This window comes from Pseudomonas sp. W15Feb34 (assembly GCF_023127765.1).
Lineage (GTDB): Bacteria > Pseudomonadota > Gammaproteobacteria > Pseudomonadales > Pseudomonadaceae > Aquipseudomonas > Aquipseudomonas synxantha_A.
Genome location: NZ_SPKN01000025.1, coordinates 241,236 through 256,247, shown reverse-complemented (window position 1 = coordinate 256,247; position 15,012 = coordinate 241,236). Strand labels below are relative to the sequence as shown.

General features: G+C 60.4%; 13 protein-coding genes. 10 read left to right on the top strand and 3 right to left on the bottom strand.

Annotated elements, in window-relative coordinates:
* Positions 1 to 12: 12 nt before the first annotated feature.
* The 5 genes from E4O97_RS12005 (at position 13) to E4O97_RS11985 (ending at position 3,918) form a co-directional block, all read left to right on the top strand.
* A complete protein-coding gene (locus E4O97_RS12005; RefSeq protein WP_032879054.1) occupies positions 13 to 957 on the top strand; it encodes a choline ABC transporter substrate-binding protein in 945 nt (314 codons plus the stop codon).
* A gap of 73 nt (positions 958 to 1,030) precedes the next feature.
* On the top strand, positions 1,031 to 1,918 hold the full coding sequence (locus tag E4O97_RS12000; protein ID WP_078822523.1) for a 3-keto-5-aminohexanoate cleavage protein: 888 nt from the start codon (positions 1,031 to 1,033) through the stop codon (positions 1,916 to 1,918).
* A 41-nt stretch (positions 1,919 to 1,959) separates the two neighbouring features.
* Complete coding sequence (locus tag E4O97_RS11995; protein ID WP_078822524.1) at positions 1,960 to 2,925, top strand: L-carnitine dehydrogenase; 966 nt, start codon at positions 1,960 to 1,962, stop codon at positions 2,923 to 2,925.
* 12 nt (positions 2,926 to 2,937) lie between these two features.
* Positions 2,938 to 3,429 carry a thioesterase family protein gene (locus E4O97_RS11990; protein WP_032879049.1) on the top strand — a complete coding sequence of 164 codons (492 nt, stop codon included), beginning with the start codon at positions 2,938 to 2,940 and terminating at the stop codon, positions 3,427 to 3,429.
* Positions 3,430 to 3,654: 225 nt separating this feature from the next.
* Entirely contained in the window at positions 3,655 to 3,918 is a 264-nt protein-coding gene (locus E4O97_RS11985) for a hypothetical protein (RefSeq protein ID WP_032879047.1), read from the top strand.
* A gap of 88 nt (positions 3,919 to 4,006) precedes the next feature.
* Here the strand turns inward: E4O97_RS11985 and E4O97_RS11980 are convergent, their stop codons facing one another.
* Entirely contained in the window at positions 4,007 to 5,110 is a 1,104-nt protein-coding gene (locus E4O97_RS11980; RefSeq protein WP_078822525.1) for a GlxA family transcriptional regulator, read from the bottom strand.
* 492 nt (positions 5,111 to 5,602) lie between these two features.
* Positions 5,603 to 6,979: an L-serine ammonia-lyase gene (locus E4O97_RS11975; RefSeq protein ID WP_032879045.1), complete on the bottom strand. Its 1,377-nt coding sequence runs from the start codon at positions 6,977 to 6,979 to the stop codon at positions 5,603 to 5,605.
* Positions 6,980 to 7,395: 416 nt separating this feature from the next.
* Between E4O97_RS11975 and E4O97_RS11970 the strand changes: the two genes are divergently transcribed.
* From E4O97_RS11970 to choV, 3 genes are all read left to right on the top strand, one after another.
* Complete coding sequence (locus E4O97_RS11970; RefSeq protein WP_032879044.1) at positions 7,396 to 8,343, top strand: choline ABC transporter substrate-binding protein; 948 nt, start codon at positions 7,396 to 7,398, stop codon at positions 8,341 to 8,343.
* Positions 8,344 to 8,412: 69 nt separating this feature from the next.
* Positions 8,413 to 9,258 (top strand): choline ABC transporter permease subunit, encoded by an 846-nt coding sequence (gene choW / locus E4O97_RS11965; protein ID WP_003194913.1) that lies wholly within the window; start codon positions 8,413 to 8,415, stop codon positions 9,256 to 9,258.
* The gene (gene choV, locus E4O97_RS11960; protein ID WP_078822526.1) at positions 9,255 to 10,433 is read left to right on the top strand and encodes a choline ABC transporter ATP-binding protein; all 1,179 of its coding nucleotides are present in this window, start codon (positions 9,255 to 9,257) and stop codon (positions 10,431 to 10,433) included. Before choW ends, choV begins: the two co-directional genes overlap by 4 nt.
* 73 nt (positions 10,434 to 10,506) lie before the next feature.
* Here choV and E4O97_RS11955 read toward each other — a convergent pair whose 3' ends face one another.
* Positions 10,507 to 12,441: a BCCT family transporter gene (locus E4O97_RS11955; RefSeq protein ID WP_228309931.1), complete on the bottom strand. Its 1,935-nt coding sequence runs from the start codon at positions 12,439 to 12,441 to the stop codon at positions 10,507 to 10,509.
* 390 nt (positions 12,442 to 12,831) lie between these two features.
* On the opposite strand from E4O97_RS11955, the gene betI reads away from it, so the two are divergent.
* Both betI and betB read left to right on the top strand, forming a co-directional pair.
* Positions 12,832 to 13,425 carry a transcriptional regulator BetI gene (gene betI / locus E4O97_RS11950; protein WP_032879040.1) on the top strand — a complete coding sequence of 198 codons (594 nt, stop codon included), beginning with the start codon at positions 12,832 to 12,834 and terminating at the stop codon, positions 13,423 to 13,425.
* 110 nt (positions 13,426 to 13,535) lie between these two features.
* Complete coding sequence (betB, locus tag E4O97_RS11945; RefSeq protein ID WP_248161401.1) at positions 13,536 to 15,008, top strand: betaine-aldehyde dehydrogenase; 1,473 nt, start codon at positions 13,536 to 13,538, stop codon at positions 15,006 to 15,008.
* Positions 15,009 to 15,012: the final 4 nt, after the last annotated feature.

Here is a 15,012-nt window from a genome sequence, read left to right as displayed (position 1 = left end):
GAGGGACCCACCATGAACCGACTGATCCGCCGTTGCGTACTTGCACTCAGCGCCAGCGCCGTTTTGAGCACTAACGCCATGGCAGCGGATGCCGCTTCATGCCAGAACGTACGCATGGGCGTGGTGAACTGGACCGACGTGATCGCCACCAGCGCCATGACTCAAGTGCTGCTCGACGGCCTCGGCTACAAGACCAAACAAACCAGCGCCTCCCAGCAAATCATCTTCGCCGGTATCCGCGACCAACGCCTGGACCTGTTCCTGGGCTACTGGAACCCGCTGATGACCCAGACCATCACGCCGTTTGTCGAGGCCGGGCAGGTCAAGGTCCTGGATAAACCCAGCCTGGAAGACGCGCGCGCCACCCTGGCGGTGCCGACTTATCTGGCGGACAAGGGCCTGAAGACCTTCGCTGACATCGCCAGGTTCCAGAAAGAGCTGGGCGGCAAGATCTACGGCATCGAGCCTGGCTCGGGTGCCAATACCCAGATCAAGGCGATGATTGCCAAGAACCAGTTTGGCCTGGGCAAGTTCCAACTGGTGGAGTCCAGCGAAGCCGGCATGTTGGCCGCCGTGGACCGCGCCGTGCGCCGCAAGGAAGCCGTGGTGTTCTTTGGTTGGGCGCCGCACCCGATGAACGTGAATGTGGCGATGACCTACCTCACCGGCAGCGAAGACGCCCTGGGGCCGAACGAAGGCCGGGCCAGCGTATGGACCGTCACGTCGCCAACCTACGCCGAGCAGTGCCCCAACGTGCACACGCTGCTGACCAACCTGACGTTCACCGCCGCCGACGAGAGCCGCATGATGCAGCCGCTGCTCGATCACAAGGATGCCCTGGAATCCGCCAGGCAGTGGCTCAAGGATCACCCTCAAGACCAGCAGCGCTGGCTGGAGGGCGTGACCACGTTCGATGGCAAACCCGCGGCCGCCAACCTGAAACTCACCAGCAAATAACCTTCTCCGAATCACCGTTTCGCGGCCACTTGCGACCGCGAACGGCACCACCACGCCTGTAAGGAACCGCCTCATGAACCACGACGTCATCATCACCTGCGCACTCACCGGTGCTGGCGACACGACCGCCAGAAGCCCGCACGTGCCGGTCACCCCCAAACAAATTGCCGCCGCCGCAGTAGAAGCCGCCAAGGCCGGCGCCACCGTGGTGCACTGCCATGTGCGCGACCCGCACACCGGCAAATTCAGCCGCGATGTAGCCCTGTACCGTGAAGTGATGGAACGCATCCGCGAGGCCGACATCGACATCATCGTCAACCTCACCGCCGGCATGGGCGGCGACCTGGAAATCGGTGGCGGCGAGAACCCGATGGACTTCGGCCCCAACACTGACCTGGTCGGCCCACTGACCCGCCTGGCGCATGTGGAGGAACTGCTGCCGGAGATCTGCACCCTGGACTGCGGCACCCTCAACTTCGGCGACGGCGACACCATTTACGTGTCCACCCCGGCGCAACTGCGGGCCGGCGCCAAGCGTATCCAGGCCCTGGGCGTAAAGGCCGAGCTGGAAATTTTCGACACCGGCCACCTGTGGTTCGCCAAGCAGATGATCAAGGAAGGGCTGCTCGATAACCCGCTGTTCCAACTGTGCCTGGGCATTCCCTGGGGCGCGCCGGCCGACACCACCACCATGAAAGCCATGGTCGACAACCTGCCCGCCGACGCGGTGTGGGCAGGGTTCGGGATTGGTCGCATGCAAATGCCGATGGCCGCGCAAGCGGTGCTGCTGGGCGGCAATGTACGGGTGGGCCTGGAAGACAACCTGTGGCTGGACAAAGGCGTGCTCGCCACCAACGGCCAGTTGGTGGAACGCGCCCGTGAAATCCTCAGCCGGCTGGGTGCGCGGGTCATGACCCCGGCCGAGGGCCGAATCAAGATGGGCCTGACCAAACGCGGTTAAACATGTGGGAGGGGATCCCCGAACTCTTTAGGAATGTGCCAATGAGCTTTATCACTGACATCAAAACCTTCGCTGCCTTGGGCAGCGGTGTTATCGGCAGCGGTTGGGTATCCCGTGCCCTCGCCCACGGCCTGGATGTGGTCGCCTGGGACCCTGCCCCCGGTGCCGAAGCAGCCTTGCGCAAACGCGTCGCCAATGCCTGGGGCGCGCTGGAAAAACAAGGCCTGGCAGCGGGTGCCTCCCAGCATCGGCTGCGCTTTGTCAGCACCATCGAGGAGTGCGTCAAGGACGCCGACTTCATTCAGGAAAGCGCCCCGGAACGCCTGGAGCTCAAGCTGCAGTTACACAGCCAGATCAGCGCGGCGGCCAAGCCGAATGCGTTGATCGGTTCGAGCACGTCCGGGCTGTTGCCAAGCGAATTCTATGAAGGTTCGACCCACCCGGAACGCTGCGTGGTCGGCCACCCGTTCAACCCGGTTTACCTGCTGCCCTTGGTGGAGGTGGTGGGCGGCAAGCGCACTGCGCCTGAAGCGATCCAGGCGGCCATCAAGGTGTATGAATCCCTCGGTATGCGCCCGCTGCATGTGCGCAAGGAAGTGCCCGGTTTTATTGCCGACCGGCTGCTCGAAGCGTTGTGGCGCGAGGCGCTGCACCTGGTCAATGACGGCGTGGCCACCACCGGCGAAATCGATGACGCGATTCGCTTTGGCGCCGGCTTGCGCTGGTCGTTCATGGGTACCTTCCTCACCTACACCCTGGCAGGCGGTGATGCCGGTATGCGGCACTTCATGGCGCAATTCGGCCCGGCGTTGCAGTTACCATGGACCTACCTGCCAGCACCGGAGCTGACCGACAAGCTGATTGACGACGTCGTCGATGGCACTAGCGATCAGTTAGGCCAACACAGCATTTCGGCGCTGGAACGCTATCGTGATGATTGCCTGTTGGCAGTGCTTGAGGCGGTGAAAACCACCAAGGCCCGGCACGGCATGACCTTCGCCGAATAAAGGGAACCGATAATGCCCGCATTGACCACCTATACCACCCGAGTCCTTCCCGACTGGGTGGACTACAACGGCCACCTGCGCGACGCGTTCTACCTGCTGATCTTCAGCTACGCCACCGACGCGCTGATGGACACCCTGGGCCTGGACAGCGACAACCGTGAAGCCAGCGGCCACTCATTGTTCACCCTGGAGCTGCATCTGAACTACCTGCACGAAGTGAAACTGGGCGCCGAGGTTGAAGTGCACACCCAACTGATCGCCCATGACGCCAAGCGCCTGCACCTGTATCACAGCCTGCACCGGGTGGGCGATGACAAGGAACTGGCCGGCAATGAACAGATGCTGCTGCACGTCGATCTGGCCGGGCCGCAAGCTACACCGTTCACCGAGGCCACGCTGCAACGGCTCGACGCGATCAGCGCTGCACAGGCCGAGCTGCCAAGGCCCGCCCTGCTTGGCCGTGTCATCGGTTTGCCGGCAAAAAAAGCCCCGAGCCAGCCGTGACTGGATCGGGGCAGAGGGGCCTTGTGTGAGCTGTGCATCTGGAGGGTGACCAAACCGTCAAGCTGCGTGCCTGGGATCAGTGTGCCTATTAACCGTATTGCCAAGTGACCCGAAAACGACCTGTTCATAGCCATCCAAGCCATTGCTCGATTCTGCTCTTGCCCACCCAGCGGGGGCCAACCAGAATCCAGGTCAATCCCTGTTCCCTACACCAGGATAAACGTCATGATGCACGCGGATTTGATTGACCAGGATGACCTGCTGAGCCAACTGCGCTCGCTGGGTTTTGAAGTATCCAGCGGTACCACCGCCGAGCAGGCGTGTGAATGTGCGGTGCGCGGTTTGAGCGAGGCGCGGGCCAAGGCGCTCAAGGGCATGGTTGAAAAAATGTACAGCGGCAGTGCGACGATTTTGCCGGCGGTACGCCAGGCGATCGACAAGCAGTTGTTGCCGGCGCTGATGCAATTCAAACAGAACTCCGGCGCCTGAAAATACCGCTATCGCAGGCAAGCCAGCTCCCACAGGAGAACGCATTCCAAGGTGGGAGCTGGCTTGCCTGCGATGCAGACGACTCGGTTTAGAGCCTTACACTGGCAAACGTCGACTCGTTCCTGGCCTGGCTCAACGCCGACATCGGCCCCGACAACGGTGACAACACCAGTGCCTGCGGAATCGACATCATCGCTACTTGCTGGGTGGTGTTGGAGCCAACACGTTCATCGCGTGGCGGTATGCCGAAGTATTCGCGGTAGCACTTGGAGAAGTGCGGCGTCGACACGAACCCGCACACCGACGCCACTTCGATGATCGACATCGGTGTTTGCTTGAGCAACTGCCGTGCACGGATCAGGCGCAGCTTGAGGTAATAACGCGACGGCGAGCAGTGCAGGTATTTCTGGAACAGCCGCTCCAACTGGCGGCGCGACACGGCGACATACACCGCCAGTTCATCCAGGTCGATCGGCTCTTCCAGGTTGGCTTCCATCAGCGCGACGATTTCCTGCAGCTTCGGCTGGTTGGTGCCGAGCATGTGCTTGAGCGGCACGCGCTGGTGATCCTGTTCGTTGCGGATGCGTTCGTAGACGAACATCTCGGAGATGGCAGCCGACAATTCACGGCCGTGGTCGCGGCTGATCAGGTGCAGCATCATGTCCAACGGCGCAGTGCCGCCGGAGCTGGTGGAGCGGTTGCGGTCGAGCGTGAACAGACGCGTGCTCATCGCGACGCGCGGAAAGGCTTCCTGCATCGACGCCAGGCATTCCCAGTGCACGCTGCAATCAAAACCATCGAGCAAACCCGCGCAGGCCAAGGCCCAACTGCCGGTACACACCGCGCCTAGGTGCCGGGACTGGCGCGCCTGGCCTTGCAGCCACGACACATGCTCACGAGTGACAGTGCGTTGGATACCCACGCCGCCGCACACGATGACGGTGTCCAGGGCCGGGGCTTTGTGCATGGAGGCATCGGGAGTGATCTGCAGACCGTCGCTGGCCCACACTTGGTTACCGTCGACACTCAGAGTGGTCCAGCGATACAGCTCGCGGCCGGACAACTGGTTGGCCATACGCAGCGGTTCCACTGCCGAAGCCAGGGAAATCAGCGTGAAATTGTCCAGCAGCAGAAAGCCGATGGATTGAGGCGCACGGTTCTGGGGTTGGCCCCCGGAGTTGAACGACGTCATCGCGGTATCTCCTCACACAAAGCGGGTGATGGCCTCAGGCGAGGCTCTTGTTATTGCGCGCTCCCTGAAAAGGAGAGGCTTTGAATTGATAGAGCAAATGCCGTGCCTAAAATTGAATGGCTATTCAATAACTCCTGAAAACGACCTGTTGATGCGTCTATATAAGCCCGCGCGTGGGGTGCGGGATATGAAGTGAGAAGGGTGCTACTCAAAGCGTGTGAGCAAATCGGTAGCACTTGTGGGAAGGCGCTTTGCGGGCATAGGACATGTCTGTCACCCAAAGCACAATGCGCAGGTGACGAGAGGGAAATCGTTTGGTAGCTACTTATCTGTTTGCGACGCGCTAAAAGGTGGCGTTTTTTAATCTGGTGTTCACTTTATGAGCAATTGTGTCTGCACTATTGCTATCGGGGGCAAGCCCCCTCCCACATTTTGAAGGTGTTCACAAATCAAGTGTGGGAGGGGGCAAGCCCCGATGCAGGCGACTGGGTCTCAGCACTCAACCGCACTCACCGCCAACCCACCGCGTGATGTCTCTTTGTACTTGTCATGCATATCGGCCCCGGTATCACGCATGGTGCGGATCACCCGGTCCAGGGAGATAAAGTGCTGGCCGTCGCCACGCAGGGCCATTTGCGCCGCGTTGATGGCCTTCACCGCCGCAATCGCATTGCGCTCGATACACGGCACCTGTACCAGGCCGCCGACCGGGTCGCAGGTCAGGCCGAGGTTATGTTCCAGGCCGATTTCAGCGGCGTTGCACACCTGCTCCGGCGTGGCACCTAGAATCTCCGCCAAGCCAGCTGCGGCCATCGCGCAAGCCGAGCCTACTTCACCCTGACAGCCGACTTCAGCACCGGAGATCGAAGCGTTCTTCTTGCACAAGATACCTACCGCCGCCGCGCCGAGCATATAGTCGACCACGTTGGCTTCGGTGACCTCCTCACTGAACTTCATGAAGTAGTGCAGCACTGCCGGGATGATCCCCGCCGCGCCATTGGTCGGCGCCGTCACCATGCGCCCACCGGCGGCGTTTTCTTCGTTGACCGCAAGGGCGAACAGGTTGACCCACTCCATGGCGCTCAAGGTCGAGCCGATCACATTGGGTTTGCCCAGCTCTTGCAAACTGCGATGCAACTTGGCGGCGCGACGGCGCACATTGAGGCCGCCGGGCAGGATGCCTTCGTGCTTGAGGCCCTGCTCCACGCAATCCTGCATGGCGCGCCAGAGTTTCATCAGGCCGCTGCGGATTTCTTCTTCGGAGCGCCAAGTCTTTTCGTTCGCCAGCATCAGTTCGGCGACGCGCAGGTTGTGGGTCTTGCACAACTGCAACAGCTCCACCGCACTGGAAAAATCGTAAGGCAATTCGGTGCGGTCCATATCGGCCACGCCGCTTTGGGCCTGGGCCTCATCCACCACAAAGCCACCGCCGACCGAATAGTAGGTATCGCGATGCAGTTCGCCGTCATCGCCCCATACCACCAGGGTCATGGCGTTGGGGTGGAACGGCAGGTTCTCGTCGAGCAAGCGCATGTCCCGCGCCCACACAAATGGCACCGGCAAACGGCTGTCCAGCAACAGGGTGTCGGTTTCACGCAAGGTCTGAATGCGTACGCCGATTTGCGAGGGGTCGATTGCGTCCGGCCACTCGCCCATCAGGCCCATGATGGTTGCGGTGTCACTGCCATGGCCGATGCCAGTGGCAGACAACGAGCCGTACAGTTGCACTTCGACACGCCGAACCCGTTCCAACAGTTCACGCTCACGCAACGCCTGCACGAACAACGCCGCGGCGCGCATGGGGCCCACAGTGTGAGAACTCGAAGGCCCGATGCCGATCTTGAACAGGTCGAAAACGCTGATAGCCATTAACGTGTAACTCCTCGATAAGCGCGGGTCGGGCTTGAACGAGGTGCTACGCTCAGATCGCCCAGATGGCGGCATCATCAAGCTTTTGTTGCTCGCCTCGGCGTCTCACACCGACGCATCCATGCTCACCAGCGTCGCTCGCGTGCGAACGCCTGTTTTGGCCGTTTTTTGCGGTGCAGATGGGTAAAAACAGCAGTTTTACCTTGGGAAAAAGCTGTAAGCGACGTCATCGGTACTGGATGCGACCCTCCCTGTACTGGATACGACGCCCCCTGTAGGCGTCAGATTTTCACTGGTACATGATCAGTCTCGACTCGTTTGCAAGGCATCGCGCCAGAGCTGTTGTCGCACGCTCCAACCGCAACACTTATAAAGCGCGGCGAATGCCGCCAGAAAAGACACAGGAGTCTACCCCGATGAAAGGTTCACCCTCGTTGTTGTTGGCCGCCATGCTGAGTCTGCCCGTCATGGCACACGCCGCAGAACCGGAACAGTGCAAGACCGTCAACTTCTCCGATGTCGGCTGGACCGACATCACCGTCACCACCGCGACCACCAGCGAAATCCTCAAGGGCCTGGGCTATAAGCCGCGCACCACGATGATTTCGGTACCGGTGACCTACAAGTCCCTGGCCGACGGCAAGAACATGGACATCTTCCTCGGCAACTGGATGCCGACCATGGAAAACGACATCAAGCAGTACCGTGATGCCGGCACCGTGGAAACCGTGCGCGCCAACCTGGAAAACGCCAAGTACACCCTGGCGGTCCCACAGGCGCTGTACGACAAGGGCCTGAAAGACTTCGCCGATATCGCCAAATTCAAGGATGAGCTGGGCGGCAAGATCTACGGCATCGAGCCGGGCAACGACGGCAACCGCACTATCCAGACACTGATCGACAAAGACGCCTTCGGCCTCAAGACCGCCGGCTTCAAGGTGGTCGAGTCCAGCGAAGCCGGGATGCTCTCCCAGGTTGAACGCGCCTCCAAGCGCAACCAGGCCATTGTGTTCCTCGGCTGGGAACCGCACCCGATGAACACCCGCTTCAAGATGAAGTACCTGACCGGCGGCGACGATTCGTTCGGCCCCAACTATGGCCAGGCCACCATCTACACCAACACCCGCAAGGGCTACACCCAGGAATGCAGCAACGTCGGCCAGTTGCTGAAAAACCTGGTGTTCACGCTGGACATGGAAAGCACCCTGATGGGTAACGTCCTGGACGACAAGATGAAGGCCGACGCCGCCGCCAAGGCCTGGCTGCAGAAGAACCCGCAAGTGCTCGACACCTGGCTCGCCGGTGTCACCACCGTCGATGGCAAACCAGGGCTCGATGCCGTCAAAGCTTACCTCGCCAAATAGCACCCGCTGACCCCGGGCCGGTGCGCTGGCCCGGGATGTTTTCCCCTTCGCATGTGGACATTCACTACCATGCTGACTGAACAGAAAATCCCTCTAGGCCAGTACATCGCTGCCTTCGTCGACTGGTTGACCCAACACGGTGCCAACTATTTCGACGCAATCGCATCGACACTGGAAACGATGATCCACGGCGTGACGTTTGCGCTGACCTGGTTCAATCCGCTGGCATTGATCGGTCTGATTGCGCTGCTGGCTCACTTTATTCAACGCAAATGGGGCCTGACGGTGTTTGTCATTGCCTCCTTCCTGCTGATCCTCAACCTGGGGTACTGGCAGGAAACCATGGAAACCCTCGCGCAGGTGCTGTTCGCCACCCTGGTCTGCGTGGTCATCGGCGTGCCGCTGGGTATTGTTGCCGCGCACAAGCCGATGTTCTACACCATGATGCGGCCGGTGCTCGATCTGATGCAGACCGTACCGACCTTCGTCTACCTCATCCCTACCCTGACCCTCTTCGGGCTGGGTGTGGTGCCCGGGCTGATTTCCACGGTGGTGTTCGCGATTGCCGCGCCGATCCGCCTGACCTACCTAGGTATCCGCGATGTGCCGCAAGAGCTGATGGACGCCGGTAAAGCCTTTGGCTGCTCGCGCCGCCAGTTACTCTCGCGCATCGAGTTGCCCCACGCCATGCCGAGCATCGCCGCCGGCATTACCCAATGCATCATGCTGTCGTTGTCGATGGTGGTGATCGCCGCCCTGGTGGGTGCCGACGGCCTCGGCAAGCCGGTGGTCAACGCACTGAACACCGCTGACATCGCCCTGGGCTTTGAAGCGGGCCTGGCGATCGTCTTGCTGGCCATCATGCTCGACCGTATCTGCAAACAACCCGACGCTAAAGTAGGGGGTGATGCATGAGCATTATCCGATTCGACAATGTCGACGTGATCTTTTCCAAAGACCCACGCGAAGCGCTCAAGCTGCTGGACCAGGGCATGAGCCGTAACGAAATTCTGAAGAAGACCGGGCAGATTGTCGGCGTTGAAAAGGCCAGCCTGGATATCGAGAAAGGCGAGATCTGTGTGCTGATGGGCTTGTCGGGTTCCGGCAAGTCAAGCCTGCTGCGCTGCATCAACGGCCTCAACACCGTCAGCCGTGGCCAACTGTTTGTAGAGCATGAAGGTCGCCAGATCGACATCGCCTCCTGCACCCCCGCCGAGTTGAAAATGATGCGCACCAAACGCATCGCCATGGTGTTCCAGAAGTTCGCCCTGATGCCTTGGCTGACGGTACGCGAGAACATCAGCTTCGGCCTGGAAATGCAGGGCCGTCCGGAGAAGGAACGGCGCACGCTGGTGGATGAAAAGCTTGAACTGGTGGGCCTGAGCCAATGGCGCAACAAGAAGCCCGATGAGCTGTCCGGCGGTATGCAGCAACGCGTCGGCCTGGCCCGCGCCCTGGCGATGGACGCCGATATCCTGCTGATGGACGAACCCTTCTCGGCCCTCGACCCGCTGATTCGCCAAGGTTTGCAGGATGAGCTGCTGGAGCTGCAACGCAAGTTGAGCAAGACCATCGTGTTCGTCAGCCACGACCTGGATGAAGCGCTGAAACTGGGCAGCCGTATCGCGATCATGAAAGACGGCAAGATCATCCAGTACAGCGTGCCGGAAGAGATCGTGCTGAACCCGGCGGACGACTATGTGCGCACCTTCGTCGCCCACACCAACCCACTGAACGTGCTGTGCGGACGCAGCCTGATGCGCACGCTGGACAACTGCAAGCGCGTGAACGGTTCGGTGTGCCTTGATCCGGGTGGTGACTCGTGGCTGGACCTGGCCGAAGGCAACACCATCCAGGGCGCACGCCAGAATGGCGTGGCGATGAACCTGCAGAATTGGGCGCCGGGGCAAGCGGTGGAAGGTCTGGGCCGGGTGCCGACGCTGGTGGACTCCAACATCGGTATGCGCGATGCGTTACAGATTCGCTACCAGACGGGGAACAAGCTGGTGTTGCATGACAACAACCAGGTGGTGGGGATCTTGGGTGACAGTGAGCTCTACCATGCCCTCTTAGGCAAGAACCTGGGCTAGCAAACACTGCAAAGCAAAATGTGGAAGGGGGCTTGCCCCCTCCCACATTCAAAGCACCACCAGGCCTCGACTATCAGCTATAGACACGGCCAAGGAGCTGCCGATGGCTTTCAAACTGATCGAGCACATCCCGGGTGATCTGTTCCTGGGTGAAGCCCATCAGGTCGTATTCCTGAGGCCCGTTGTGCAGGTACACCTCGGCACGGTAATAACGGGTGCGCTCTTCTTCAGGCAAGTCAGCCGGCGCCGACGAGTAAGCATCCAGGCTCACTTCGTAGACAAACGGGTTGCCCTCTTCCATCTCGATACGCACACCAATGCAGCGCTTGGATTTGCCCAGCAGTGTCTGCACTTCCAAACCTTGCTCACGCAGCGCAACCGCCGCTTCTTCCAGCGCCGGCGTTACGTGCTTGTCCATAAAGCGTTGCACGGTGGCCTGGCTCGGTTGAAGGTCCAGCGCCGTCAAGCGCTCGCTGAACCCACGACGCCCGCGTTCAGCCAGTTGCGCCTGCTCCTGTTCGATGGCCACGTCCTGGCGCATCGCCTTGTGCAAACCGAACATAAAGAAGATCAGCACCACCGAGAACGGCAGCCCTGCCAGCACTACCATGGTTTGCATGGCTTCGAAGTTGCCGGCAAACAACAGGCCGATCGTCACCAGCGTAATGACCGCCGACCAGAAGATCCGCAACCAGTGCGGCGCATCTTCGTCCACATTGCCGCCTTTGCAGGACAGGTTGGCCATCATCACCGCGCCGGAATCCGCCGGGGTCAGGAACAACACAAAGCCCACGAAGATCGATACGCCGATGACAATTTTCGATGCCGGGTAATGCTCAAGCAGTTGGTAGATGGCCATGGACGGCTGCTCCAGAGCCGTCTTGCCCAACTCCACCGCCCCGTGGTTCAACACCAGGTCCAGGGCCGAGTTACCGAAGATCGACAGCCACGCCAGGGTAAAGCCCAGCGGGATAAGCAGTACGCCCGCCACCAGTTCACGCACGGTACGGCCACGGGAAATACGCGCGATGAACATGCCCACAAATGGCGCCCAGGAAATCCACCAGGCCCAGTAGAACAGGGTCCACAGGCCCATCCAGCGCTCGGTCTTGTCGGCGTCGCCTTCGTACACATACAGGTCGAAGGTTTTCAGAATGATGCCGTTGAGGTAATCGCCGGTGTTCTGCACCAGGCCGTTGAGCAGGTGCAGGGTCGGGCCGAACAGCAGCACGAAGATCAGCAAGCCGCTGAACAGCACGATATTGAGGTTGGACAGGCGGCGAATGCCGTTCTCCACGCCCGATACAGCAGCGATGGTCGCTACGGTGCTCATCACGATGATCACGATCAGCAAGTTAGTGTTGCTGTGCTCCATGCCGAACAGGTTTTCCAACCCCGACGACACCTGCATCGAGCCGATACCCAGGTTGGTCACCAGCCCCAGCAAGGTGACGAACATGCCGAAACCGTCTACCGCATGGCCGGCCGCGCCCTTCACCCAACGCTCGCCCACCAATGGGTACAGCGCCGAACGCAAGGCCAGCGGCTGGTTATGGCGGTAGGCAAAGTACGCCACGGCCAAACCGACCAGGGCATAGATCGCCCAGCCGTGCAGGCCCCAGTGCAGAAAGGTCAGTTGCAGCGCCTGGCGTGCCGCGCCATTGCTGGCCGCTGCGCCTTCGGGCGGGTTGAAGTAGTGGTCCAGCGGCTCGGACGCACCGAAATACAACAGCGAAATGCCGATGCCCGACGAGAACAACATGCCGGCCCAGGCGCCGTAGCTGAAGTCCGGGGTGTCGTCCTTACTACCCAGTTTCAATTTCCCGTAGGACGAAAACGCCAGGCCGACCACAAACACCAGGTAGGCGGCGATAACCACCATGTAGTACCAGCCGAAGCTTTTCGACAGCCACGCCTGGGCTACGCCGAGCAGGCGCCCGGCCTCCTGCGGGGCGATGATCAGAATGGCGGTCAATATCAGAATCAGCGCGGTGGAGGTGTAGAACACCCAACCGTTGACCCGGACCTTTTCCGGCGGGGTCTTTATAAGAGAGGCAGAACTCATGGCGCAGATGCTCCAGGCAGTGCGAGAGAGAAACACAAGGCAACGGTTATCCCGGGACATCGATTTTTCGGCAGTCGACGGACGGGTGTTATAAAGACACCCCGAAAATTCTTGAGCCCGCCGAAGCGGTGATCAGGCTCTGAAGTGGCCTGTTTCAAGGGTTTTTGCAGGTGTCAGAGGTTGCAGCTCGCAGGTAGGAAATATCTGTAGGCAGCGACCATTTGTCGCAGATCTTATTCTTTGTTGATTGAACGTTCAATCAAAACAAAATAGACTGGCCCTCAAGCCGACGGACGTGGATCGTCCATCGGCAGGCCTAAGGAGAGGTGCTACATGCCCAAGGTCGGTATGCAACCCATACGCCGCCAGCAGTTGATCGAAGCCACCTTGACGGCCATCGATCAGGTCGGAATGGGAGATGCCAGCATTGCGCTGATTGCGCGGCTGGCCGGCGTCTCGAACGGCATCATCAGTCACTACTTTCAGGACAAGAACGGCCTGATCGCAGCGACCATGCGCTACCTGATGAATGCGTTGATCGAGAACGTCCACGAACGCAGGCGTGCCTTGAAGGAAGACAGCCCACGGGCACACCTTCAGGTGATCATCGAAGGCAACTTCGACGCCAGCCAGGTCAATGGCCCGGCAATGAAAACCTGGCTGGCCTTCTGGGCCACCAGCATGCACCACCCGTCATTGCACAGGTTGCAGCGGATCAACGATCACCGTCTGTATTCCAACCTGTGTTGCCAGTTCCGCCGTGCGATGCCGTTACCCGAGGCACGCAGCGCAGCCCGCGGCCTGGCGGCTTTGATCGACGGTTTGTGGTTGCGCGGCGCCCTGTCGGGAGACGCTTTCGACACGGAGCAAGCGCAACGGATCGCTTACGAATACATGGATTTCCAATTGGCCAAGCAGGTGAGTTAGAGCACTTATAAACGCTCAACCCCTGAACGTCCGCCGCTCAGTGTTGCCACAACTCCATGGCCCACTGTACGGCGGGTAACGCCAACCACTTATGCACTTGCGAGGACTTTATGGCCCGTTTCGACCTGCAAAAACTCTACATTGACGGCGGCTACAGCGACGCTGGCAGCGATGCCACCTTCGAAGCCATCAACCCGGCTAACGGTGAAGTTCTCGCCCAAGTGCAACGCGCCACGAAAGAAGACGTCGAGCGTGCCGTGGTCAGCGCTGAAAAGGGCCAGAAAATCTGGGCTGCCATGACCGCCATGGAGCGTTCGCGCATCCTGCGTCGTGCTGTCGACATCCTGCGCGAGCGCAACGATGAACTGGCCGCCCTGGAAACACTGGACACCGGTAAAGCCTTCTCCGAAACCAAGTACGTCGACATCGTCACCGGCGCCGACGTGCTGGAATACTACGCAGGCCTGGTGCCAGCCATCGAAGGCGAGCAGATCCCGCTGCGCGACACCTCCTTCGTCTACACTCGCCGCGAGCCGCTGGGTGTAGTCGCCGGTATCGGCGCGTGGAACTACCCGATCCAGATCGCCCTGTGGAAATCCGCCCCGGCCCTGGCCGCAGGCAACGCGATGATCTTCAAGCCAAGCGAAGTCACCTCGCTGACCACCCTGAAACTGGCCGAGATCTACACCGAAGCCGGCGTTCCGGCTGGCGTGTTCAACGTACTGACCGGCAGCGGCCGTGAAGTCGGCACCTGGTTGACCGAGCACCCGCGCATCGAGAAAGTCTCGTTCACCGGCGGCACCGACACCGGCAAGAAAGTCATGGCCAGCGCCTCGAGCTCGTCGCTCAAGGAAGTGACCATGGAACTGGGCGGCAAGTCGCCACTGATCGTGTTCGAAGACGCCGACCTGGATCGCGCCGCCGATATCGCGATGATGGCCAACTTCTACAGCTCCGGCCAGGTCTGCACCAACGGCACTCGTGTGTTCGTGCCCAAGCATCTGCAAGCTGCGTTTGAAGCCAAGATTGTCGGGCGCGTTGCGCGCATCCGTGTCGGCGACCCGCAGGACGACAACACCAACTTCGGCCCGCTGGTCAGCTTCGCCCACATGGAAAGCGTGCTGGGCTACATCGCCAAAGGTAAGGAAGAAGGCGCCCGCCTGCTGTGCGGCGGCGATCGCCTGACCGACGGCGACTTCGCCAAAGGCGCCTTCGTGGCTCCGACCGTGTTCACCGACTGCACCGATGAGATGACCATCGTGCGTGAAGAAATCTTCGGCCCAGTGATGAGCATCCTCACCTACGAGACCGAAGAAGAAGTGATCCGTCGCGCCAACGACACCGACTTCGGTCTGGCTGCCGGCCTGGTGACCAAGGACCTGAACCGCGCCCACCGCGTGATTCATCAACTGGAAGCGGGTATCTGCTGGATCAACGCCTGGGGCGAGTCCGACGCCAAGATGCCGGTCGGTGGCTACAAGCAATCCGGTGTGGGCCGTGAGAACGGGATCAGCTCGCTGAACAACTTCACCCGCATCAAATCGGTACAGGTTGAGCTGGGCGATTACGCCTCGGTGTTCTAACACC

Bases quoted from the DNA above. Each gene is read 5' to 3' on its own strand.
- E4O97_RS12005 (WP_032879054.1), top strand. From the start codon at position 13: ATGAACCGACTGATCCGCCGTTGCGTACTTGCACTCAGCGCCAGCGCC.
- E4O97_RS12000 (WP_078822523.1), top strand. From the start codon at position 1,031: ATGAACCACGACGTCATCATCACCTGCGCACTCACCGGTGCTGGCGAC.
- E4O97_RS11995 (WP_078822524.1), top strand. From the start codon at position 1,960: ATGAGCTTTATCACTGACATCAAAACCTTCGCTGCCTTGGGCAGCGGT.
- E4O97_RS11990 (WP_032879049.1), top strand. From the start codon at position 2,938: ATGCCCGCATTGACCACCTATACCACCCGAGTCCTTCCCGACTGGGTG.
- E4O97_RS11985 (WP_032879047.1), top strand. From the start codon at position 3,655: ATGATGCACGCGGATTTGATTGACCAGGATGACCTGCTGAGCCAACTG.
- E4O97_RS11980 (WP_078822525.1), bottom strand. From the start codon at position 5,110: ATGACGTCGTTCAACTCCGGGGGCCAACCCCAGAACCGTGCGCCTCAA.
- E4O97_RS11975 (WP_032879045.1), bottom strand. From the start codon at position 6,979: ATGGCTATCAGCGTTTTCGACCTGTTCAAGATCGGCATCGGGCCTTCG.
- E4O97_RS11970 (WP_032879044.1), top strand. From the start codon at position 7,396: ATGAAAGGTTCACCCTCGTTGTTGTTGGCCGCCATGCTGAGTCTGCCC.
- choW (WP_003194913.1), top strand. From the start codon at position 8,413: ATGCTGACTGAACAGAAAATCCCTCTAGGCCAGTACATCGCTGCCTTC.
- choV (WP_078822526.1), top strand. From the start codon at position 9,255: ATGAGCATTATCCGATTCGACAATGTCGACGTGATCTTTTCCAAAGAC.
- betI (WP_032879040.1), top strand. From the start codon at position 12,832: ATGCCCAAGGTCGGTATGCAACCCATACGCCGCCAGCAGTTGATCGAA.
- betB (WP_248161401.1), top strand. From the start codon at position 13,536: ATGGCCCGTTTCGACCTGCAAAAACTCTACATTGACGGCGGCTACAGC.